The sequence below is a fragment of the Streptomyces sp. MBT53 genome (genome assembly GCF_016654115.1).
Lineage (GTDB): Bacteria > Actinomycetota > Actinomycetes > Streptomycetales > Streptomycetaceae > Streptomyces.
Genome location: NZ_JAEQAZ010000082.1, coordinates 15,002 through 36,044, shown reverse-complemented (window position 1 = coordinate 36,044; position 21,043 = coordinate 15,002). Strand labels below are relative to the sequence as shown.

The following is a 21,043-nucleotide window of genomic DNA, read 5'->3' as shown; positions in this document are numbered from 1 at the left end:
TTGCCGAAGCCCAGGCTGTTCTGGAGATGGGTGGCGGCGGCACCGGCCGGGTCCTGGCCGGTGCCGCCGCCACCCATCTCCAGAACAGCCTGGGCTTCGGCAAGTTGGCCGGCATCCCGTGGATGGTGATCCTGGCCGCGGCGGTCACCGCCCTGTTCGGTGCGGTGCTCGGCGCCACGAGGTTCGGCAGCCACACCCTGGCGATCGGCTCCAACCCGACCGCCGTCCGGCGCGCGGGCATCCCGGTGGGCCGCCATCTGATCATGGTGTACGGCCTGATGGGCCTGCTGGCGGGTCTCGGCGCGGTGATGTGGCTGGCCTCGTACGGGACGACGTCCATCGCCGGGCACTCCACCGACAACCTGAAGGTGATCACCGCGGTGGTCCTGGGCGGTACCAGCCTGTTCGGCGGGCGCGGCTCCGTACTCGGCACGGTGATCGGTGTGTTCATCCCCGCCGTGCTGACGACCGGGCTGATCGTCATCGGCGTGCAGCAGTACTGGCAGGACGTCGCCGTCGGTGTCGTCCTGGTCGCGGCCGTCTACATCGACCAGATGCGCCGGAAGACCCGAGAGCGTGCGTGACCCCCTCCCCGACCCTCGCCCCAACCCTCGTACGACCCTGGAGGACTGCCTTATGTCGAACATTCGCATCACGCGCAAAGTACTGGTCGCCGCAGGCACCGTGCTGGTCCTGACCGGCGCCGCCGCCTGCAGCTCGTCGAGCGACAGCGGTGGCTCGGGGTCGAAGGGGGGTGCCTCCGGGAAGAAGGTCCGGCTGATCACCGGCGTGAAGAGCGACCCCTTCTACATCACCATGACCTGTGCGGCGCAGACCGAGGCCAAGGCCAAGGGCATGGACTTCTCGGCGGACGGTTCCGCGCAGTGGGACGTGTCGGTGCAGCGGCCCCTCCTCGACTCGGTGGCGGCCTCCCGGCCGGACGGTCTGCTGATCTCGCCGGTCGACGTCAGCGCGCTCACCCCGTCGCTCAAGCAGATCCAGTCGGCCGGGACCAAGGTCGCCCTCGTCGACACCACGGTCACCGACCCCTCGATCGGCATGACACGGATCTCGTCGGACAACGAGAAGGGCGGCCGGGTGGCGGCCGACGCGCTCGCGAAGCTGATGAACGAGAAGGGCTCGGCGATCGTCATCAGCGTCAAGCCCGGTGTCTCCACCACGGACGCCCGCATCAAGGGCTTCACCGAGGAGATGAAGAAGTACCCGAACATCAAGATGCTGCCCACGCTCTACGACAACGACCTGCCGGCCACCGCGGCCTCGCAGATCCAGTCGACGCTGGCGGCCCACCCTGACCTCGGCGGTGTCTTCGCGGGCAACACCAACACCGGTACCGGCATAGCCACCGGTCTCAAGCAGGCCGGCAAGCAGGGCACGGTGAAGGTCGCCGCGTTCGACGCCGAGCCGGACGAGGTCGCGTCCCTCAAGGCGGGCACCCTCCAGGTGCTGGTCGCGCAGGACCCGGCGGCGATCGGCAAGGAGGCCGTCGACCAGCTCGCCGCGGCCTTCGAGGGCAAGTCGGTCCAGAAGTCGATCGGCACCAACATGGTCGCCATCACCAAGGCGAACATGGACCAGCCCGAGATCAGCAAGTACTTCTACAAGGCGGGCTGCTGACCGGTCCGCGACCACGGGTTCTGCCGGGCATCCCACCGCTTGCGGGGTGCCCGGCAGAACTGCTCCAGCAGAGGGACTTTGCATGACCATGCGCGAGCGTGCATAATCTTCCTATGTCTAAGGTCCTCACCTCCCTCCCCACCGGCGAGCGCGTCGGCATCGCCTTCTCGGGCGGACTCGACACCTCGGTCGCGGTCGCCTGGATGCGCGACAAGGGTGCCGTCCCCTGCACCTACACCGCCGACATCGGTCAGTACGACGAGCCCGACATCGCCTCGGTGCCCGGCCGCGCGCAGGCCTACGGCGCCGAGATCGCGCGTCTGGTCGACTGCCGTGCGGCGCTGGTCGAGGAAGGTCTGGCCGCGCTGACCTGCGGGGCGTTCCACATCCGCTCCGGCGGGCGCGCCTATTTCAACACCACCCCGCTGGGCCGTGCCGTCACCGGCACGCTGCTGGTCCGGGCGATGCTGGAGGACGACGTCCAGATCTGGGGCGACGGCTCGACCTTCAAGGGCAACGACATCGAGCGGTTCTACCGCTACGGCCTGCTCGCCAACCCGCATCTGCGGATCTACAAGCCGTGGCTGGACGCGGACTTCGTGACCGAGCTGGGCGGCCGCAAGGAGATGTCGGAGTGGCTGCTCGCGCACGAGCTGCCCTACCGCGACAGCACGGAGAAGGCGTACTCCACCGACGCCAACATCTGGGGTGCCACCCACGAGGCCAAGACGCTTGAGCACCTGGACACGGGCGTGGAGACCGTGGAGCCGATCATGGGCGTCCGCTTCTGGGACCCGTCGGTCGAGATCGTCACCGAGGACGTGACGATCGGCTTCGACCAGGGCCGCCCGGTGACGATCAACGGCAAGGAGTTCTCCTCCCCCGTCGACCTGGTGATGGAGGCCAACGCCATCGGCGGCCGCCACGGCCTGGGCATGTCCGACCAGATCGAGAACCGGATCATCGAGGCCAAGAGCCGTGGCATCTACGAGGCGCCCGGCATGGCCCTGCTGCACGCGGCCTACGAGCGGCTCGTGAACGCGATCCACAACGAGGACACCGTCGCCCAGTACCACAACGAGGGCCGGCGTCTCGGTCGCCTCATGTACGAGGGCCGCTGGCTGGACCCGCAGGCGCTGATGGTGCGGGAGTCCCTGCAGCGCTGGGTCGGCTCGGCGATCACCGGCGAGGTCACCCTGCGGCTGCGGCGCGGCGAGGACTACTCGCTGCTCGACACCGCGGGCCCGGCGTTCAGCTACCACCCGGACAAGCTGTCCATGGAGCGCACCGAGGACTCGGCGTTCGGCCCGGTGGACCGGATCGGCCAGCTGACCATGCGCAACCTCGACATCGCCGACTCCCGCGCCAAGCTGGAGCAGTACGCGGTGCTCGGTCTGATCGGCAGCGGCAACACGGCGATCGGCGCCGCGCAGGCCGCCGCGACCGGTCTCATCGGCAGCATGCCGGAGGGCGGCGCCGAGGCCATCGCCTCCCGCGGCGAGGTCTCCGAGGACGACGCGCTGCTGGACCGCGCCGCGATGGAGTCCGGCACGGACTGACCAACTCCTTGGATCAGCACCGCCGTTGGGCCGGTTCGACGCGTTCGCCGTCGGGCCGGCCCTTCGTCGTCCGGGTGGGAGACGGGGTCCACGTACGCTTCCCCCTGTGACCACAAGCGAGACGGTCGGCGTGAGTGTCGACGCGATGATCGAAGACCTCCGGACCCTCGTCGAGGTCGAGTCCCCCTCCCGTGACCTGGACGCCCTCCGCGAATCGGCCGAGACCGTGGCCGCTGTCGTCGAGGCGCGACTCGGTGGCCGGGCCGTGCTCGTCGACAGTGAAGGCGGGCCGCACGTCCACTGGTCCGGCGGTGGCACACCCCGTGTGCTGATCCTCGGGCACCACGACACGGTGTTCCCGCTGGGCACCCTCGCGCGCCGCCCCTTCCTGGTCGAGGACGGCCGGGCGACCGGGCCCGGTGTCTTCGACATGCTCGGCGGTCTGGTGCAGGCGATCCACGGGCTGGCCTCGCTCGACGACCTCTCGGGCGTCGAGATCCTGGTGACCGCCGACGAGGAGGTCGGCTCCCGCTCCTCCCGGGCCCTCATCGAGGAACGCGCCCTCGCCTGCGGTGCCGTGCTGGTGGTCGAGGGTGCCGCCGACGGCGGGGGTGTGAAGACCGGCCGTAAGGGCTGTGGCACGTTCGAGGTCTCCGTCGCGGGCCGGGCCTCGCACGCGGGTCTTGAGCCCGCCGCCGGGGTGAACGCGCTGGTCGAGGCGGCCCACCAGGTGCTGGCCATCGCGGAGTTGGGGCGGCCCGAGGTCGGCACGACGGTCACCCCGACCGTGGCGTCTGCGGGCACGCTGGACAATGTCGTACCGGCGGCTGCGACCGTCGTCGTGGATGTCCGCGTCGAGTCGGCCGAGGAGACGCGGCGGATCGAGTCCGCGTTCGCCGCCCTCGCCCCGCGTCTCGACGAGGCCGTGATCACCGTACGAGGAAGTGTCGGCCGGCCGCCGATGCCCGAGTCGGCGGCGGCCGGGCTGTTCGCGGTGGCGCAACGGCTGCTCCCCGGCCTGGAGGGCAGGGCGGTCGGCGGTGGCAGCGACGGCAACTTCACGGCCGCGCTGGGGGTGCCGACGCTCGACGGCCTGGGCGCGGTCGGCGGCGGGGCGCACGCCGACCACGAGTATCTGCTCGTCGCGTCGATGGTCGAGCGGGCGAACCTCGTCGCCGGACTGGTGGACGCGATCCGGAGCGCTTCACCCCGGGCATGACAGGTCCGTTCGGTGGGCATCAACAGGCCGTCGAAGAGCGATACTTGACCATGCGGGAAACGCCCCGTGATGGCCCGATTCGGGAGCGGCGATCAGTGAGCAGTGTCAGCAAGATCGTGGGGAAGGTCGAAGTACGACTCCGCTGGGATCCGAGTCCCTGGGGACAGCAGCCGCGCCATCTGGACATCGTCGCGGCGACCTACTCCGCCGACGCACCGCACGGACGCCCGGTGTACGTCGTCAACTCCGAGAGCCGCTCGCCGGACGGCACGATCAACATGAGCCGGCACAGCGAGACCGGCCAGGGGTACGGCTACATGGAGGTGATGGTCCTCGAACTCGACCGGCTCGCATCGTCCTTCGGACGGGTGGTCGTGGGGGTGGCCATCCATCAGAACGGCGGGACACGGACCTTCGGTGATCTGTCGCACGCCAGAGCCCTGGTCGTGGAGGGGTACAAGGAGCTGCTGTCGGACGACTTCGCCGCGGTGGGCGGGTCCACGGCGGCGACGGTCGGGGAGTTCACCAAGGACGCCTCCGGGGCCTGGGAGTTCCGCCCGATGGTGCGCGGGTTCGACAGCGAGCCGGTCGGGTTCAGTGCGGAGATGGGCAGCGTGCCTCAGGCCTGACCGGCCGGTCCGCCTTGAAGTGCGGGAGCAGGGTGGCGGTGGTCGGGCGCCTGTGGCGCAGTTCGTGGACCAGACCGAGGACAATGGCGGTGCCCACCGCCACGAGGTGTTCGCGGCCGGCCAGGTTGGGCTTCACGATCGACTCCCACACCATCGACCCGCCGGTCAGGAAGAACACGACGGGTGCGCGGCGGACGACGGCGATATATGTGAAGAGTCCTACGACCGCCGCGGACGGCCCGGTGTCGAGGACGTGCCCGATCTCGGGCCGCAGCCCGATGCCCCCGCAGCCGGGTCCGATCAGGAGCATGACGCGCACGGTGAGGGTGCCGGCCAGGGTCGTCGCGTAGGCGACGACCAGGGTGCGAGCCCGGCCCAGGGCCAGTTCGGCCAGTGCGAACGCCAGGAACAGCTGGGTGATGCCGGCCCACACGGGCAGGTCGAGGGCCGGCACGTACAGCGATATGGGGGTGCGCAGCAGGGCGAGCCACAGGGGCAGGTCGCCCTGCACGCCGCCGAGGTGCCGGACGATCGAGGCGCCGCCCGGCCGCTGTGCCAGCGCGTGGAAGAAGATGACGCCGAAGGCGGCGACGAACGCCAGGGACATACCCGGCAGTCCGCGCCGCAGCAACTGTCGTACGGGGTCGACGACGATGCCCTGCCATTCACCCCGCAGTGTGCGCCAGATGAACACGCTCTCCCCACTCCCCCACCCTTGGACGAACACACATATCGGAATCTAGCCCCCTGACGGGGTCAGGTGCGTCCCGGTCCGGGCCGGAGTGGTGTTGCGGCTCGCGAACGGTACGCGTGGGGCTGATATTGAAGAGTGGGAACTGTTCCCGACGGTTGGCCGACGACCGCAGGCAGTGGGAGGGCCGGTGCGTATCTCCGGAGATCCGGCCGGTTCCACCGCGGCCGACGCGGGGCACCGGACGACGCCTCCGCTCAGCTGGGCCGCGGTGGTGTTCTGGCTGGTCAGCATCACCGCGCTGGTGGCGTTGACCGGTATCGCCCTGGGCCGCGACACCCGGCCGGCCCCCTTTCTGGTGGTGCTGCCCGCGCTGATCGCGGGGCGTGGCACTGTGCGGCAGACCACTGTGGCGTCCGTGTGGGTGACGATCGTCATCGTCGGTTCACTCTTCGACAGCCCGCTGCACACGGTGGGGGCGGACGCGGCGGTCGTCGCCTTCGCCCTGGTGTTCAACGGGCTCAGCGTGGCGCGGGCGGCGCAGCGGATCCGCTGGGAGGGCGAGATCGCCCGGCTGCGTTCCGCCGCGGCCGCTCTCCAACGGCAGATCCTGCGCCCGTTCCCCCTGATGACCGACCAGTTGCTGGTCCACGGTCTGTACCGGCCGGTCGAGGAGGACAGCCGGGTCGGCGGTGACGTCTACGAGGTCGTCGCCTCCCCGTACGGCACCCGGGTCTTCATCGCCGACGTCCAGGGCAAGGGCCTCCAGGCGATCAGCGCGGCCTTCGCCGTCCTGAGCGCGTTCCGTGAGGCGGCCGTGGCCGAGCCCACGCTCACGGCCGTGGTGGACGCCCTGGAGGAGGCGGTGCTCCGGCACAACTCCTTCGCGGCGCAGACCGGTGACCGGGAGCGGTTCGTGACGGCGATCGTCCTGGGCGTAGACGGCGAGCAGGAGGTCCAGGCGATCAACTGCGGTCACGTGGCGCCCCTGCTGCTGCGCGACGAGCGGGCCGATCCGGTGCTGCGGCAGGAGCCCTGCGTGCCGCTGGGCCTGGACGCGCTGGCCCCCGAGCCCCGTACCGTCGAGTGGTTCGCCTTCCCCGCCGACGGCACGCTGCTGCTCTGCACGGACGGCGTCACCGAGGCCCGCGACCCGTCCGGGGTCTTCTACCCCCTTGAGGAACGGGCCGCGGCCTGGGGCGACGTCCTCCCGAAGGACGTCCCGGCCACCGTCTACGGCGATCTGCGCCGCCATACGGCGGGCATGCCCCGCGACGACACCGCGCTGCTCGTGCTGCGCCGCAGGGGCGACGCGGGCCTTCTCTGAGGAAGGGACCAATTAGGGGCGGCCGCCCTGGCGGGGGTCGCCCGCGGTGAGGTGTTCCAGAACCTCGGCCAGTTCCTGGCAGGCCTGTTCCACCGAGAGTCTGGTGTTGCGCTGCTCGGTGATGACGGAGGAGAGCAGCAGGGCGGTGAGGGCCATCGTGCCGTTGAAGGCCTGGAGTTTCATCATCACCTCGACATGCGTCAGGTCGGCGAAGGGACCCGACTCCCGGGTCGCCGCGATGGTGGCCATGACGGAGGCGAACAGGGCGCACAGCATGCTGCCCGCGAACCGGAACCGCAGCGCCGCCCAGATCAGCAGCGGATAGACCAGGAACAGCAGGCTCACATGGCTGTGGGTGACCAAGGGGACGATGACGGCGATGGTGGCCACCAGCAGCAGGGCCTCCTTCCAGCGGTGCAGGTCCAGCGGGAAACGCACCGTGCGCAGCATGAGCAGGAGCGGGGTGACGATGAGCACGCCCATCGCGTCGCCCACCCACCAGCCCAGCCAGACCGGCCAGAAGGAGTGCGAGGCCAGCTTGTCGGTGACGACGAGGAGGACGACCCCGCAGCTCGCGCTGATCAGCATGGCGGTCAGGGCGCCCAGGAAGACCAGGGCCAGGCCGTCGCGGAGTCTGCCGAGATCGGTGCGGAAGCCCACCCGACGCAGCATGAGGTACGCGCAGACGGGGGCCAGGGTGTTGCCGGCGAGGACGACGAGCGCGGTCGGCTGGAGCGAGGTGAGGGACATGATCACGAAGAGGATGCCGAGGGCGATGCCGGGCCAGACCCGTAGGCCGAAGATCAGCAGGGCGGCGACCGCCACGCCGGTGGGAGGGTAGATCGGGGTGAACACGGCGCCCTCGACCACCAGCTCGCGGAGCAGGCCGAGCCGTCCCGCCGCGAAGTAGCAGCCGGCGACGGCCGGCGTCAGGAGGGCGTACCCGGCCGGTCGCCGCAGATCATCGAAACCCACCACAGCTGCCATCAGACACCGACCCCGCCATGTCGGCGAGGCGAGCGACGCGAGGTGGCCCTACGGTCCGGACGGTCCGGTCTCGGGCGCGTCGTGTCCCACGACCAGTACGGCCGCGTCGTCCTCGTGCCCCACACGCTCGGCCCCCTTGATCACCGCGGCTGCGAGCGCGCCCGCCTCCATGCCCGCAACGGCGGCGATTCCCGCGAGGCGCATCACCTGGTCGAGGCCTTCGTCGACGCTCATCGAAGGGCCCTCCACCACACCGTCGGTCACCAGGACGAAGACTCCCCCGGTGGTGAGCCGGTGCTCGGTCACCGGGTACCGCTGTCCGGCGACGATGCCCAGTGGCGGCCCGCCCTCGTCGTCGGCGATGCCACACCGGCCGTCCGCGGTGGCCCAGACGGAGGGTATGTGTCCGGCCCGTGCGCTCTCCAGCACCCCCGTGGCCGGGTCGAGCCGGACGAAGGTGCAGGTCGCGAAGAGTTCGGTGCCCAGCGACAGGAGCAGGTCGTTGGTGAGGGCGAGGAGTTCGCCGGGCTCGCTGGTGACGGAGGCGAGGGCGCGCAGGCCGACCCTGACCTGGCCCATGAACGCGGCGGCCTCGATGTTGTGACCCTGGACGTCGCCGATGGACAGGCCTATGCGCCCGTCGGGCATGGTGAAGGCGTCGTACCAGTCGCCGCCCACGTTGAGGCCGTGGTTGGCGGGCGAGTACTTCACCGCCAGGTGGAAGCGGGGGGTGACGGGCATGTCCCCGGGCAGCATGCCCCGTTGCAGGGCGACGGCCAGTTGCAGCAGGGAGCGCTGCAGCTCGGCCCGCTCGCGCGCCTGGGCGGTCAGCGTCCCGAGCCGGGCCAGCAGCTCGTCGCCGTCGTCCGTTGGGCGTATCCGGGACATCGACCACTCCAAAGGGGTTGGTACCGCTATAAGCATAAAGAACCGATTCTTCTCCTCCCGGGACCCAAGGACCGGGACGGCACGACAAAGGCCCGGCCACCGCCGTAGCGGGGCCGGGCCTACCGGTCGTTTGCGCTGTCTCAGCCCTGGCGGGCCTTGAAGCGCGGGTCCTTCTTGTTGATGACGAATGTCACACCGCGGCGGCGGACCACCTGCGCGCCAGGCTTGGCCTTCAGCGAGCGCAGGGACTTGCGGACCTTCATGACTGCCTCCCGTAGCGGCGCTCGAAGCGCTCCACACGGCCGGCGGTGTCCACGACCCGTGTGTTGCCGGTGTAGAAGGGGTGGCTGGCCGACGAGATCTCGACGTCGATCAGCGGGTAGGTGTTCCCGTCCGCCCACTCGATCGTGCGCGCGGACCGCGCGGTCGAGGTGGTGAGGAACGCGGTGTCCGCGGCACGGTCGCGGAAGACGACCGGGCGGGACACGGGGTGGATGCCAGACCTCATGGTGTTTCCTTCCTCAGGCCTTCCCCGGAGGGACGGCCGTTCTGCGGGGTTCAACGCTGTTCGCGGAATTCGACGTGCTCGCCGGCGACCGGGTCGTACTTGCGCAGGACCAGCCGGTCGGGGTCGTTGCGACGGTTCTTGCGCGTCACGTAGGTGACGCCGGTCCCGGCCGTCGACCTGAGGGTGACGACGGGACGGTTCGTGGTGCGTGCCATGAGGACCTCCTTCCGCCCACATCCCGGGATCTTGTCCCGAGCATGTCAGCTACATGCGTTCCAACACGGGCACCCGTCGATGCATTCCCGGCTCTGCCCGGTGGGACCTAGGCGGTGTCCCGGCGGCCCGCGGGGAATTCGTTGCCGTCGCCGTCGGACACCGTCGCGAACCAGGACGTGGCCCAGACGGTGAGGCGGTCGGGCTCGTGGTTCGTCTCGAAGGGGTGGCCGCTCCACGTCCCGTACGAGGTGACGTACACGGCCTCGCCGGGCTCCAGCCAGTAGTCCTGCCCGAACGGCTCCAGCCACAGCTCCAACGGCCGCTCGCCGTCGTTCGCCAGGAGCGGCACCGGGTTCCCGAGCCGCCGAATCGCCTCGAAACCGAAGTCCCCGGCTCTGGGCATGTTCGTCTTCAGCGGACCGATGAGCCGTTCGATGTGGGCCCGCGGCCCCGGGTCCTGTTCGTCCACGCGAGCATTGTGGCAGCGCCGCGTGGCCGCGGACCCGCCGGTCACCCGCGGGCCGGGCCGCCTACGCCGCCACCGCGGCCCGCTCCCGAGCGGCCCGTACGGCCTGGGAGAGGCCCTCGATGTCGTAGGCGCCGTGGTGCCGGCGGCCGTTCACGAAGAAGGTGGGCGTGCCCGCGACCCCGCTGAGGTCGGCCGACTCCACGTCCTCGGCGACATGGCCCGCCCCGGCGTGGGCCCGCATGTCCCGTTCGAAGCGGGCGGTGTCCAGACCGATCTGTTCGGCGTAGCCCCGCAGGTCCTTGAGGCGCAGGGCACCCTGGTGGCTGAGCAGCAGGTCGTGCATCTCCCAGTAGCCGCCCTGCAGCGCGGCGGCCTCCGCGGCCTCGGCGGCGAGCTGGGCGTGGAGGTGGACGTCGGTGAGCGGGAGGTGCCGCCACACGTACCGCACCTCGTCCCCGAAGTCGCCGAGCAGTTCGCGGACGACCGGCTCGGCCATGCCGCAGTACGGGCACTCGTAGTCGCCGTACTCCACCACGGTCACCGGGGCGTGCCGCGGGCCGCGCAGGTGGTCGCGGTCGGGGTCGACGGGGACGGACAGGTCGACGATGGTCTCCGCGCGGCCGAACAGCACCCGGGGCCGGATCTGCGGCGGCAGCAGGCCGATCACCCCGGTGACCAGCCGGGAGACCAGGAACGAGCCGACGACGGCGCTGAGGATGCCCGTCTTCGCGTCCTCCAGGGTGGTCCCGTCGAAGGCGAGCGTCGCGATCAGCAGGGAGACGGTGAAGCCGACGCCCGCGAGGGTGCCGCCCGCGGTCACGGCGCCCCAGCCGACCGGCGGCCGGACCCGGCCCCGGGACAGGACGCTGGTCAGCGCCGTCGAGGCGACGATGCCGAGCGGCTTGCCGACGACGTACCCGATGAGAATGCCGAGCCCGACGGGCGAGGTGAAGGCTCGCGCCAGTTGCTCCCCGCTGATCTGGAGCCCGGCGTTGGCCAGCGCGAACAGCGGGACCACGACATAGCTCGCCCACGGGTGGTACATGCGCTGGAGACGGTCGTTCGGGGAGATGGACGCGGCGATACCGGCCCGTACGTCACGTTCGAGTTCGGGTGTGGGCTGCTCGCGGAAGAGCCGGAACAGTCCGGTGGCGCGTTCCAGGTCGTCGCGTCCCGCCGGGTAGGCGAACGTGATCAGCCCCATGGCGAGGCCGATGACGACAGGGTCCACGCCCGACTTGAGCAGGGCGACCCAGGCGACGACCCCGAGCAGCGCGTACACGGGCCCCCGGCGCACCCTGAACCGCCGCAGCAGCACGACCACGGCGAAGGTGCCCACGGCGACCAGGAGCGCCGGTACGGCGATGTGCTCGCTGTAGAAGACGGCGATCACCACGAGCGCGAGGAAGTCGTCGACGACGGTGATCGTGAGGAGGAAGACACGCAGTCCGGGCGGCATGCCCCGGCCCACGACGGCCAGCATGCCGAGCGCGAACGCCGTGTCGGTGGACATCGCCGCGCCCCAGCCGTCCGCCGTTCCATGGCCGGCGTTGATCGCCAGGTAGATGCCGATCGGCACGAGCATGCCGCTCAGGCCCGCGACGAGCGGCAGCGCGAGCCGCTTGCGTTCGCGCAGCTCGCCCATGTCGAACTCGCGGCGCGCCTCCAGGCCGACGACGAGGAAGAACAGCGTCATCAGCCCGCTGTTGACCCACTCGCGAAGGTCGAGGGAGACGCCGTGCGAGCCGAGCCGGAGGGAGAGGTGGGTCTCCCAGAACGAGTCGTACGCCGAGGGCGTGACATTGGCCCAGACGAGCGCGACCAGCGCCGCCGCCACGAGGACGGCGGCACTCCCGGTCTCGGTCCGCAGGAAGTCGCGCAGCGGGGTGCGGGCTTCGTCGCCGCACGACGTCTGCCCCGTGTAGTCGGTGGCTTCCAAGGACATACGGGGTTCACTTTCGTCTGACGTCGTGACTCACCTGTCGCCCAACACCGGCCGCCACACCCTTCATTCCTGAGGCGGCCCGCACCGCGGCCGACAGTGCGGTCAGCCGCCGAGCGCCGCCCCCACCACGGCCTTCGCCTCCTCCTGCACCTGGCCGAGGTGGTCCGGGCCGAGGAAGGACTCGGCGTAGATCTTGTACACATCCTCGGTGCCGGAGGGCCGCGCCGCGAACCAGGCGTTGGCGGTGGTCACCTTGATGCCGCCGAGGGCCGCGCCGTTGCCGGGCGCCTCGGTGAGGACGCCGGTGACGGGCTCACCGGCGAGGGTGTCGGCGGTGACCTGCGCGGGCGAGAGCTTGGCGAGCAGCGCCTTCTCCTCGCGGTTCGCGGGGGCGTCGATCCGGGCGTAGGCCGGGGTGCCGAAGCGGTCCGTGAGGCCGGCGTAGTGCTGCGACGGCGTCTTCCCGGTGACGGCGGTGATCTCGCTGGCGAGCAGCGCGAGGATGATGCCGTCCTTGTCGGTGGTCCACACGGAGCCGTCCCGGCGCAGGAAGGACGCGCCGGCCGACTCCTCGCCGCCGAAGCCGAGCGAGCCGTCGACCAGGCCGTCCACGAACCACTTGAAGCCGACGGGCACCTCGACGAGCCGGCGCCCGAGGTCGGCGGCGACCCGGTCGATCATCGAGGAGGACACGAGGGTCTTGCCGACCCCGGCGTCCGCGGGCCACCGCTCGCGGTGGGCGTAGAGGTACGAAATGGCCACGGCCAGATAGTGGTTCGGGTTCATCAGGCCGGCGTCCGGCGTGACGATGCCGTGCCGGTCGGAGTCGGCGTCGTTGCCGGTGGCGATGTCGAACCGGTCACGCTGTGCGATCAGCGAGGCCATCGCGTACGGCGACGAGCAGTCCATGCGGATCTTGCCGTCCCAGTCCAGCGTCATGAACCGCCAGGTCGGGTCCGTGAGCGGATTGACCACGGTCAGGTCGAGCCGGTGCTCTTCGGCGATGCGCCCCCAGTAGGCGACGGACGCCCCGCCCAGCGGGTCGGCGCCGATCCGCACTCCGGCCGTCCTGATCGCGTCCAGGTCGAGGACGTTAGGCAGGTCGGCGACGTACGTGCCGAGGAAGTCGTAGCGGCCGGTGCCGGGGGCGGCGAGCGCGCGGGTGTACGGGACGCGGCGGACGTCCTTCATGCCGCTCGCGATGATCTCGTTGGCGCGGTCCTGGATCCAGGAGGTGATCTCGGAGCCGGCCGGGCCGCCGTTGGGCGGGTTGTACTTGAAGCCGCCGTCGGCGGGCGGGTTGTGCGACGGGGTGACCACGACGCCGTCCGCGAGGCCCGAGGTCCGGCCGCGGTTGTGGGTGAGGATGGCGTGGGACACCGCCGGGGTGGGCGTGTAGCCGTCCGCGCTGTCGATGAGGACGGTGACCTCGTTGGCGGCGAACACCTCCAGCGCGGTGACCTGCGCGGGCTCGGACAGCGCGTGGGTGTCGGCCCCGAGGAAGAGCGGGCCGTCGGTGCTCTGGCCTGCCCGGTACTCGCAGATGGCCTGGCTGGTGGCGGCGATGTGGTCCTCGTTGAACGCCGTGTTCAGGGAGGACCCGCGGTGCCCGGAGGTGCCGAACGCGACGCGCTGCCCCGGCTCGGCGGGGTCCGGGTGCAGCGCGTAGTACGCGGTGACCAGTCGGGCTACGTCTACGAGATCCTCGGCGCGGGCCTGCTCGCCCGCTCGCTCGTGTGGCATCTGCCCGCTCCTCCGCATCGACCGACTTCGCGTACGGCCCCATCTTTCCTCGTCAGGGGCGCGTTTAGCGAGTACACCCCCGCCGCCTGTGGAAAACCCGGGCCCGCGCTGTCCGTCAGTACCGGTGACGCCGGTCCAGTTGCTTCAGGACCGCGCCCGCCATGGCCGCCTCGCCCTTCGCGTTGGGGTGCGCGGGAGCCGCCGGGGAGGCGGGCTGCAGCGGCTCTATCCAGCGGTCGGCTGGTGCCTTGCACATGTCGTGGCCGACGGTCGGGCCGTAGGTGTCGACGTACTCCGCGCCGTTGAACGCGGCCACCAGACGCAGCATCAGGTTGAGGCGCTTGCCCGTGTCGCGGAGGTAGGGGAAGTCCTTGGCGGCGAACGGCACCGAGGGGTAGCAGCCGCTGCCGTCGTCGGGCAGGAGGTCCGGGTAGCCGACGACGAGCACGCGCGCGTGCGGTGCCTTCTTGTGGACCGCGCGCAGCACCTTGGCCACCTTGGGCGCGGTGTTGAGGATGGTCAGCGCCAACTGGTCGGCGCCGGAGGAGTTGTAGTAGCGCTGGCAGGGATTGCCCGCCAGGTCCGTGGCGCTGAGCTTGGCGCAGGTGCCGATGATGGTGCTGAACCCGATGTCGTTGCCGCCGATCTGGACGGTCACCAGGTCCGTGTCCCGCTGTACGGCGTCCAGTTGGGGCGGGTTGGTGCCCTGTGCCTGCCACATCTCCGCCGTCGTCGCCCCGCTGCAGCTCACGTCCTTGAGGACGGTCCCTCTCTGGTCCGCGGTCACCACCGAGGGGTAATTGTGGTCGGAGCGGGCGCAGTTGGCGTCCACCTGGGTCGGGATGTACGGGCCCGACGTGTAGGAGTCCCCGAGCGCCACGTACTGCGTGGTGCGGTCGTGTCCGTGGCCAGAGTCGTGTGCCGCCGCCGGTGCAGCGGACGCGACGACGAGGGCACAGCCGCTGACCGCCGCCGCGACCGCCGCGGCCCTGCCGCGGTGGTGCGCCGACGCGGCCGGATGCGTCTCACGGTTCATGGAGTTCCTCCCCCAGGTAGGAGACGCGCGACGGGCCGGGCCCGACGTGGTCGTCTCTCCTTCAACTGGCCTTGTATACCGGTCGGTAGCCCCGAGGTGCCAGAGGTCGGAAGGGAGGAGTTCGCTGCCCTCAGGGGCAAGGCGCGCCGAAATGGTTCGGCCGGTTCGGTGGCCGGTTCCCTTCCACGCGCACATGGACCAGCTCCGCCGGGTATCTCTACCGCAGACGCCAACGCGCTTGGGGGTGGGGGGAGTTGGCCCTGTTGACGCAGAGGCGGCAGAGGCGGCGGGAGACGATCCGTGCGCTGCGCGCCCAGGGACGCTACGGCCCGGGACTGCGCGAGGTGCTGCCCGCGCTCGTGGTCGTGGCCGTCGTCGTGTGCGGGATCGTGGCCGGCCTGGCCGTCGCGTACCGCGCGTTCGGCACCGGGGCGCTCGTCGGCGGTCTTGCGCTGCTCGGTGCGGCCGTCGGGGGCGCGGTCGTGCACCACCGGCCGCTGGCCCGTCGCCGTCTGGGTTTCTACACGCCCGAGGAGATCGCCGATCTGGATGTGGAGGGCCTCGCGCTGGCCGTGTCCCGGATGCTGCGCCGGGACGGCTGGCGGGCGCTGGCCCGGCCCGACGCGCTGGGTCAGCCCCGGGTCCGGGCCCGCAACCGGCGTGGTCACCGTCTGGAGGTGGCCTTCCGGCCGGTCGCCGAACCGCTGCCCGACGAGGAGGCGCCGACGCGCTCAGGACGTACCGCCGGTTCCGGGCCGCATCTCCGGCTCGTCGTCCACCGGGGGACCTTCAGCGGGCGTGATGTGCGATGGGCGCGCCGGCAGGGCGGCGTCCAGCTCATCGACGGCACGCGATTACGGCGCTGGGCCCACGGCACTCCCCTGCACCGGCTGACCGACGTCCCTTGACACGCGTCCCCCGACACGTGGAACGAGCCGCGAGCACGGGGCCCACGGCTCGTTCGCGGTACGGCGCGTCAGCCTTCGCAGTGGTTGCCCGCCGCCGGGTTCAGCAGACCGATCACGTTGATCGTGTTGCCGCACACGTTGAGGTCCAGGTCGATCGGCACCTGGATGACGTTTCCGGAGAGCACGCCCGGGCTGCCGACGGCGGCACCGACGGGGTCGGGGTCCGCGCTCGCCGTACCCGCGCACAGCAGCAACGCCGCACCCGCCAGACCCACTGCGGCCGTCAGACGCTTCCTCATGGAGAACTCCTGTCATTCGGAGGGGCATGTCCCTCCACGCTGACGGTGCTCCGGGGGGTGACGACACTCTTCGGCGTCCGAACGGGTGGCGGCCGTCCTCCAGACCGCCCGCTCAGGCCGTCAGTCCGGCGGCGACGGTCGCCCCGAGTTCCCAGCAGGCCTCGGTGCCCGCCCTGTCGGGCTCACCGGTGAGCGTCACCGGCTCCGCGACCCGCTGCCAGCCCAGCCCGGTCGTGATCGACTCGATACCGCGCACGGCTCCCGTCACGTCGTTCCCACCGTGCACGTAGTACCCGAAGGGCCTGCCGCGCGTCTCGTCCAGGCACGGGTAGTAGATCTGGTCGAAGAAGTGCTTCAGCGCGCCGGACATGTAGCCGAGGTTGGCCGGTGTGCCGAGGAGATAGCCGTCGGCGGCCAACACGTCGGATGAGGTCGCGGACAGGGCTGCCCGCCGTACGACCCGTACGTCCTCGATCTCCGGGGTCGTGGCTCCGGAGACGACGGCTTCGAACATCGCCTGGCAGTTGGGCGAGGGGGTGTGATGGACGATCAGCAAGGTGGGCACGGGGTGAACTTACTGGTCGGCCGCATACGTCTTGGTCACCTTGCCCTGGGGTGTGGCTTCCAGGTGACCACCCGCCCCGTACTCGTCACTCAGGTAGACGGACATGTCCGCAGGATCGTCGAAGGTCTTCCACGGCCCCTCAACCAGGAGGTAGCGGGACGTCGGATTCTTCACCTTGAGTACTTTCCCCGCACGAGTCAGCAACGCGGGCACCGCATCCCAGTCGAACTCCCCCAGATCCATCGGCTCGAATCCGTCCATCAACGTGCCTTTGGTGATGTCCTTCTCCACACCACCGCCGACGCGGTAGGTGTACGAGTCGTACTTGGTCTTGCTGCCGTTGACCATCACATCCGCCAGGACGTACTGGGGGTAGATGCTCAGGTTGCCGAAGGTGTCCCGTCCCGACTCCTGTTGGATGGCCTTGATCGCGGTGCGGATGCCGTTGGGGGTGAGCAGGTCGGTGGTCTTCGCGGAGGCCGAGTTGGAAGGCGTGGCGGTGGGCGTGCTCTGCTGCGTCTGTCCGGTGCCCAGGGACCCCACCCCGTCACCCTTGTTGTCGCTGTTCCCGCCCGGCAGCACCTTCCAGGCGAGCGTCCCGATCAGCAGTACGCCCACGACGCTGGACGCGACCGCGACGCCTGGTCGACCGCGTCGCGGTACCACCTGCATGTCCCCGGTAGGCGGCAGCACCACCGGGGCCGGAGGTGCGAGCGGGTAGGACGTGGTCTCGGGACCGCGGATCTCGGGCTGTGCCGCCGCAACGGCCAGCATCCGGCTCACCGTCCCCGCGTCCGGCCGTGCCTCGGGATCACGCACCAGCACGCACGACAGCACCGGCGTCAGTGACCCGGCCCGCACCGGCGGCGGGACCTCTTCCTGGAGTACGGCGGCCAGGGTGGCCAGTGTCGTACCGCGCCGGAGCGGGTGGTGGCCCTCGACGGCGACGTACAGCATCATCGCCAGCGACCAGAGGTCGGCGGCCGGGCCGCCGCTGTGGCCCGAGACCCGCTCGGGGGCCATGTAGTCGGGCGTGCCGATGATCGAGCCGGTCGCGGTGAGGGCCGTGGCGTCGCGGATCGCGGCGATGCCGAAGTCCGTGAGGACGGGGCGTCCGTCGGTGCGCAGCAGGACGTTGGCGGGTTTCACGTCACGGTGCTGGACGCCGGCCGCGTGTGCCGCGTTGAGGGCGTCGAGCACTCCGGAGCCGAGCCGGGCGGCCTCCGCCGGTGTCATCGGTCCCCGCTCCAACCGGTCGGCCAGTGAGCCGCCTTGGACGAGTTCCATGACGAGCCACGGGTAGGTGCCCTCGCCGCCGTCGACGATGTGATGGATCGTCACCACGTTCGGGTGCTCGACCCGGGCCAGCGCACGCGCCTCGCGCAGGACCCGCTGGCGCAGCATCTCAGCCGCGCCGGGGTCGTACTCCGCGAGGTCGACGTCCGGCGGCCGGACCTCCTTGACGGCGACATGGCGATGCAGCAGCAGGTCGCGGGCGCGCCACACCGTGCCCATGCCTCCGCCGCCGAGCCGGGACTCCAGCTCGAAGCGGCCGTCGACGATCCGTCTGTCGGTGTCCCCCTCGTTCATGCGGAGGAGCTTATGTGACGAACGTGCACTCCTGTGCCGCGCGTTCGGTGATTGAGAAACGTCCGGGCCGACCCGTGAGGGCCGACCCGGACGTCAGGTGGTGCGGAGTGCTCAGACGAGGTCGAAGCGGTCCAGGTCGGAGACCTTGGCCCAGGCGGCGACGAAGTCGTTCACGAACTTCTCCTTCGCGTCGTCGCTCGCGTAGACCTCGGCGAGCGCGCGGAGTTCGGAGTTCGAGCCGAAGACCAGGTCGGCACGGGTGCCGGTCCACTTGACCGCGCCGGAGGCGTCACGGGCCTCGAAGGTCTGCTGGTCCGAGGAGGTCGACGTCCAGGTGGTGCCCAGGTCGAGCAGGTTGACGAAGAAGTCGTTCGTCAGCGTGCCGACCTTGTCGGTGAGGACACCGTGGGTGGACTGGCCCTGGTTGGCGCCCAGGACGCGCAGGCCGCCGACGAGGACGGTCAGCTCGGGGGCGGTCAGCGTGAGCAGGTTGGCGCGGTCGAGCAGCAGGTACTCGGCGGGGAGGCGGTTGCCCTTGCCGAGGTAGTTGCGGAAGCCGTCGACGGTCGGCTCCAGCGCGGCGAACGACTCGACGTCCGTGTGCTCCTCGGTGGCGTCGACACGGCCCGGCGTGAAGGGGACCTCCACGTCGACGCCGCCGTCCTTGGCGGCCTTCTCGACCGCGGCGGCACCGCCGAGGACGATCAGGTCGGCCAGGGAGACCTTCTTGGCGCCGGAGTTGAACTCGGCCTGGATGCCCTCGAGGACCCGCAGCACCTGGGCGAGCTGGTCGGGGTCGTTGGCCTCCCAGCCGCGCTGCGGCTCCAGGCGGATGCGGGCGCCGTTGGCGCCGCCGCGCTTGTCGCTGCCGCGGAAGGTGGACGCGGACGCCCAGGCGGCGGAGACGAGCTGCGAGACGGTCAGGTCCGAGGCGAGGATCTTCGCCTTGAGGGCCGTGACGTCGGCGGCGTCGATGGTCTCGCCCTCGGCCTGCGGCAGCGGGTCCTGCCACAGCAGGGTCTCGGAGGGGACCTCCGGGCCGAGGTACAGGGACTTCGGGCCCAGGTCGCGGTGGGTCAGCTTGTACCAGGCGCGGGCGAAGGCGTCCGCGAACTGAGCCGGGTTCTCGTGGAAGCGCTTGGAGATCTCGCCGTAGATCGGGTCGAAGCGCAGCGAGAGGTCGGTGGTGAGCATCGTGGGGAGCTTCTTGGCGTCGCTGTGGGCGTCGGGGATGATCGCCTGAGCGTCCTTGGCCACCCACTGGTTGGCGCCGGCGGGGCTCTGGGTCAGCTCCCACTCGTAGCCGAAGAGGATGTCGAAGAAGTCGTTGCTCCACTGGGTGGGCTTGGTGGTCCAGGTGACCTCGAGGCCGGAGGTGATCGCGTCGCCGCCCTTGCCGGTGCCGTAGGTGGACTTCCAGCCCAGGCCCTGCGCCTCGAGCGGGGCGGCCTCGGGGTCGTCGCCGACCAGGTCGGCGTCACCCGCGCCGTGGGTCTTGCCGAAGGTGTGGCCACCGGCGATGAGGGCGACGGTCTCCTCGTCGTTCATCGCCATGCGGCGGAAGGTCTCACGGATGTCGCGGGCCGCGGCCAGCGGGTCCGGGTTGCCGTTGGGGCCCTCGGGGTTGACGTAGATGAGGCCCATCTGGACGGCGCCGAGCGGGTTCTCCAGCTCGCGGTCGCCGGTGTAGCGCTGGTCGTCGAGCCAGGTGGTCTCGGGACCCCAGTACACGTCCTCGTCGGCCTCCCAGACGTCGGCGCGGCCTCCGCCGAAGCCGAAGGTCTCGAAGCCCATGGTCTCCAGCGCCACGTTGCCGGTGAGGATCATGAGGTCGGCCCACGAGATGGACTGGCCGTACTTCTTCTTGACCGGCCACAGCAGACGGCGGGCCTTGTCCAGGTTGCCGTTGTCCGGCCAGCTGTTCAGCGGCGCGAAGCGCTGCTGGCCGCGGCCGCCACCGCCGCGGCCGTCGCTGATGCGGTAGGTGCCGGCGCTGTGCCAGGCCATCCGGATCATCAGCGGGCCGTAGTTGCCGAAGTCCGCCGGCCACCAGTCCTGCGAGGTGGTCAGCACCTCGGCGATGTCCTGTTTGACGGCCGCGAGGTCGAGGGCACCGAACGCCTCGGCGTAGTCGAAGTCCGCGCCGAGCGGGTTCGCGACGACCGGGTCCTTGGCGAGGATCTTCAGGTTGAGGCGCTCGGGCCACCACTGACGGTTGCCGCCTCCCTGGGTGGGGTGCGCGGCGCGCCCGTGCGCGACGGGGCAGCCCCCGGCGTCCTCCGACTTCGCGTCCGTGACGATTGCGTCGTGGTTCTCAGACATGGGAATCCTTCCAAACGGGGTGGATCGCGTGACTCAGGAACTGGGGGCGGTGGTACAGGTGGGGCACAGACCCCAGTAGATGACCTCGGCCTCGTCGATCGAGAAGCCGTGGTCGTCGGAGGCGGTCAGGCAGGGTGCCTCGCCGACCGCGCAGTCGACGTCGGCGACGACACCGCACGACCTGCACATGAGGTGGTGGTGGTTGTCGCCGACGCGTCCTTCGAAGCGGGCGGGGCTGCCTGCCGGTTCGATACGGCGTATGAGTCCGGCCGAGGTCAGCGCGTGCAGGGCGTCGTAGACGGCCTGGAGCGATATGTGTCCCACACGGTCACGGACGCCGGAGGCGACGGCCTCGACATCGAGGTGGTCACCGTGCCGAACGGTCTCCAGCAGTGCGACGCGGGCTGCCGTCACCCGCAGGCCGGCACCGCGCAGCTCCTCGGCGGTGGTCGGAGGCGGGGATGCGGTCATGGCGCTCAACCTACAGCCATAAACACGAGTGAT

General features: G+C 70.6%; 22 protein-coding genes. 7 read left to right on the top strand and 15 right to left on the bottom strand.

Annotated elements, in window-relative coordinates:
• From JHN45_RS27375 to JHN45_RS27355, 5 genes are all read left to right on the top strand, one after another.
• A partial coding sequence (locus JHN45_RS27375) for an ABC transporter permease (RefSeq protein WP_374195647.1) occupies positions 1–584 on the top strand: 584 nt, incomplete at its 5' end.
• A gap of 52 nt (positions 585–636) precedes the next feature.
• A complete protein-coding gene (locus JHN45_RS27370) occupies positions 637–1,638 on the top strand; it encodes an ABC transporter substrate-binding protein (protein ID WP_200713121.1) in 1,002 nt (333 codons plus the stop codon).
• Between the two features lie 113 nt (positions 1,639–1,751).
• Positions 1,752–3,197: an argininosuccinate synthase gene (argG, locus tag JHN45_RS27365; RefSeq protein ID WP_200713122.1), complete on the top strand. Its 1,446-nt coding sequence runs from the start codon at positions 1,752–1,754 to the stop codon at positions 3,195–3,197.
• A gap of 145 nt (positions 3,198–3,342) precedes the next feature.
• Positions 3,343–4,416, top strand: coding sequence for a M20/M25/M40 family metallo-hydrolase (locus JHN45_RS27360; protein WP_201051029.1), 1,074 nt, complete (start codon positions 3,343–3,345; stop codon positions 4,414–4,416).
• Positions 4,417–4,511: 95 nt separating this feature from the next.
• Positions 4,512–5,045 (top strand): TerD family protein, encoded by a 534-nt coding sequence (locus tag JHN45_RS27355; RefSeq protein ID WP_200713123.1) that lies wholly within the window; start codon positions 4,512–4,514, stop codon positions 5,043–5,045.
• Here the strand turns inward: JHN45_RS27355 and JHN45_RS27350 are convergent.
• Complete coding sequence (locus JHN45_RS27350) at positions 5,011–5,739, bottom strand: hypothetical protein (protein WP_200713124.1); 729 nt, start codon at positions 5,737–5,739, stop codon at positions 5,011–5,013. The genes JHN45_RS27355 and JHN45_RS27350 overlap by 35 nt on opposite strands.
• Before the next feature lie 187 nt (positions 5,740–5,926).
• Between JHN45_RS27350 and JHN45_RS54430 the strand changes: the two genes are divergently transcribed.
• The gene (locus JHN45_RS54430) at positions 5,927–7,063 is read left to right on the top strand and encodes a PP2C family protein-serine/threonine phosphatase (RefSeq protein ID WP_201051027.1); all 1,137 of its coding nucleotides are present in this window, start codon (positions 5,927–5,929) and stop codon (positions 7,061–7,063) included.
• Positions 7,064–7,075: 12 nt separating this feature from the next.
• On the opposite strand, the gene JHN45_RS27340 is transcribed toward JHN45_RS54430, so the two are convergent.
• The 9 genes from JHN45_RS27340 to JHN45_RS27300 all read right to left on the bottom strand — a co-directional run bounded on the left by JHN45_RS27340 (position 7,076) and on the right by JHN45_RS27300 (position 14,855).
• Positions 7,076–8,050, bottom strand: a complete 975-nt coding sequence (locus JHN45_RS27340) for an MASE1 domain-containing protein (RefSeq protein WP_200713126.1) — start codon at positions 8,048–8,050, stop codon at positions 7,076–7,078.
• A 48-nt stretch (positions 8,051–8,098) separates the two neighbouring features.
• Complete coding sequence (locus JHN45_RS27335) at positions 8,099–8,938, bottom strand: PP2C family protein-serine/threonine phosphatase (protein ID WP_200713127.1); 840 nt, start codon at positions 8,936–8,938, stop codon at positions 8,099–8,101.
• Positions 8,939–9,078: 140 nt separating this feature from the next.
• Positions 9,079–9,201, bottom strand: coding sequence for a type B 50S ribosomal protein L36 (ykgO, locus tag JHN45_RS27330; protein WP_006130958.1), 123 nt, complete (start codon positions 9,199–9,201; stop codon positions 9,079–9,081).
• Positions 9,198–9,446: a type B 50S ribosomal protein L31 gene (locus tag JHN45_RS27325; protein WP_201051026.1), complete on the bottom strand. Its 249-nt coding sequence runs from the start codon at positions 9,444–9,446 to the stop codon at positions 9,198–9,200. The genes ykgO and JHN45_RS27325 overlap by 4 nt, the downstream gene beginning before the upstream one ends.
• Positions 9,447–9,496: 50 nt before the next feature.
• Complete coding sequence (rpmG, locus tag JHN45_RS27320; RefSeq protein WP_019068175.1) at positions 9,497–9,661, bottom strand: 50S ribosomal protein L33; 165 nt, start codon at positions 9,659–9,661, stop codon at positions 9,497–9,499.
• Positions 9,662–9,768: 107 nt separating this feature from the next.
• Complete coding sequence (locus JHN45_RS27315) at positions 9,769–10,131, bottom strand: hypothetical protein (RefSeq protein ID WP_201051025.1); 363 nt, start codon at positions 10,129–10,131, stop codon at positions 9,769–9,771.
• A 61-nt stretch (positions 10,132–10,192) separates the two neighbouring features.
• Positions 10,193–12,076, bottom strand: coding sequence for a Na+/H+ antiporter NhaA (gene nhaA, locus JHN45_RS27310; protein ID WP_201051024.1), 1,884 nt, complete (start codon positions 12,074–12,076; stop codon positions 10,193–10,195).
• Positions 12,077–12,178: 102 nt separating this feature from the next.
• Positions 12,179–13,819 carry a phosphoglucomutase (alpha-D-glucose-1,6-bisphosphate-dependent) gene (gene pgm / locus JHN45_RS27305; protein WP_201051023.1) on the bottom strand — a complete coding sequence of 547 codons (1,641 nt, stop codon included), beginning with the start codon at positions 13,817–13,819 and terminating at the stop codon, positions 12,179–12,181.
• A 115-nt stretch (positions 13,820–13,934) separates the two neighbouring features.
• Positions 13,935–14,855, bottom strand: a complete 921-nt coding sequence (locus JHN45_RS27300) for an SGNH/GDSL hydrolase family protein (protein WP_201051022.1) — start codon at positions 14,853–14,855, stop codon at positions 13,935–13,937.
• 263 nt (positions 14,856–15,118) lie between these two features.
• On the opposite strand from JHN45_RS27300, the gene JHN45_RS27295 reads away from it, so the two are divergent.
• Entirely contained in the window at positions 15,119–15,763 is a 645-nt protein-coding gene (locus JHN45_RS27295; protein WP_236584159.1) for a hypothetical protein, read from the top strand.
• Between the two features lie 68 nt (positions 15,764–15,831).
• Here JHN45_RS27295 and JHN45_RS27290 read toward each other — a convergent pair whose 3' ends face one another.
• The 5 genes from JHN45_RS27290 to JHN45_RS27270 all read right to left on the bottom strand — a co-directional run bounded on the left by JHN45_RS27290 (position 15,832) and on the right by JHN45_RS27270 (position 21,010).
• Entirely contained in the window at positions 15,832–16,062 is a 231-nt protein-coding gene (locus JHN45_RS27290) for a chaplin (RefSeq protein WP_200713133.1), read from the bottom strand.
• A 112-nt stretch (positions 16,063–16,174) separates the two neighbouring features.
• Positions 16,175–16,627, bottom strand: a complete 453-nt coding sequence (locus JHN45_RS27285) for an NAD(P)H-dependent oxidoreductase (protein ID WP_201051021.1) — start codon at positions 16,625–16,627, stop codon at positions 16,175–16,177.
• Positions 16,628–16,636: 9 nt separating this feature from the next.
• Positions 16,637–18,217 carry a serine/threonine-protein kinase gene (locus tag JHN45_RS27280; RefSeq protein ID WP_201051020.1) on the bottom strand — a complete coding sequence of 527 codons (1,581 nt, stop codon included), beginning with the start codon at positions 18,215–18,217 and terminating at the stop codon, positions 16,637–16,639.
• Positions 18,218–18,328: 111 nt separating this feature from the next.
• Positions 18,329–20,539, bottom strand: coding sequence for a catalase/peroxidase HPI (katG, locus tag JHN45_RS27275; RefSeq protein WP_201051019.1), 2,211 nt, complete (start codon positions 20,537–20,539; stop codon positions 18,329–18,331).
• A 33-nt stretch (positions 20,540–20,572) separates the two neighbouring features.
• Positions 20,573–21,010 (bottom strand): Fur family transcriptional regulator, encoded by a 438-nt coding sequence (locus tag JHN45_RS27270; protein ID WP_200713137.1) that lies wholly within the window; start codon positions 21,008–21,010, stop codon positions 20,573–20,575.
• Positions 21,011–21,043 lie beyond the last annotated feature (33 nt).

What these genes read in the sequence shown, in the direction of transcription:
- JHN45_RS27370 (WP_200713121.1), top strand. Translation starts at nt 637, where the DNA reads ATGTCGAACATTCGCATCACGCGCAAAGTACTGGTCGCCGCAGGCACC.
- argG (WP_200713122.1), top strand. Translation starts at nt 1,752, where the DNA reads ATGTCTAAGGTCCTCACCTCCCTCCCCACCGGCGAGCGCGTCGGCATC.
- JHN45_RS27360 (WP_201051029.1), top strand. Translation starts at nt 3,343, where the DNA reads ATGATCGAAGACCTCCGGACCCTCGTCGAGGTCGAGTCCCCCTCCCGT.
- JHN45_RS27340 (WP_200713126.1), bottom strand. Translation starts at nt 8,050, where the DNA reads ATGGCAGCTGTGGTGGGTTTCGATGATCTGCGGCGACCGGCCGGGTAC.
- JHN45_RS27335 (WP_200713127.1), bottom strand. Translation starts at nt 8,938, where the DNA reads ATGTCCCGGATACGCCCAACGGACGACGGCGACGAGCTGCTGGCCCGG.
- ykgO (WP_006130958.1), bottom strand. Translation starts at nt 9,201, where the DNA reads ATGAAGGTCCGCAAGTCCCTGCGCTCGCTGAAGGCCAAGCCTGGCGCG.
- JHN45_RS27325 (WP_201051026.1), bottom strand. Translation starts at nt 9,446, where the DNA reads ATGAGGTCTGGCATCCACCCCGTGTCCCGCCCGGTCGTCTTCCGCGAC.
- rpmG (WP_019068175.1), bottom strand. Translation starts at nt 9,661, where the DNA reads ATGGCACGCACCACGAACCGTCCCGTCGTCACCCTCAGGTCGACGGCC.
- nhaA (WP_201051024.1), bottom strand. Translation starts at nt 12,076, where the DNA reads ATGTCCTTGGAAGCCACCGACTACACGGGGCAGACGTCGTGCGGCGAC.
- pgm (WP_201051023.1), bottom strand. Translation starts at nt 13,819, where the DNA reads ATGCCACACGAGCGAGCGGGCGAGCAGGCCCGCGCCGAGGATCTCGTA.
- JHN45_RS27300 (WP_201051022.1), bottom strand. Translation starts at nt 14,855, where the DNA reads ATGAACCGTGAGACGCATCCGGCCGCGTCGGCGCACCACCGCGGCAGG.
- JHN45_RS27290 (WP_200713133.1), bottom strand. Translation starts at nt 16,062, where the DNA reads ATGAGGAAGCGTCTGACGGCCGCAGTGGGTCTGGCGGGTGCGGCGTTG.
- JHN45_RS27280 (WP_201051020.1), bottom strand. Translation starts at nt 18,217, where the DNA reads ATGAACGAGGGGGACACCGACAGACGGATCGTCGACGGCCGCTTCGAG.
- katG (WP_201051019.1), bottom strand. Translation starts at nt 20,539, where the DNA reads ATGTCTGAGAACCACGACGCAATCGTCACGGACGCGAAGTCGGAGGAC.
- JHN45_RS27270 (WP_200713137.1), bottom strand. Translation starts at nt 21,010, where the DNA reads ATGACCGCATCCCCGCCTCCGACCACCGCCGAGGAGCTGCGCGGTGCC.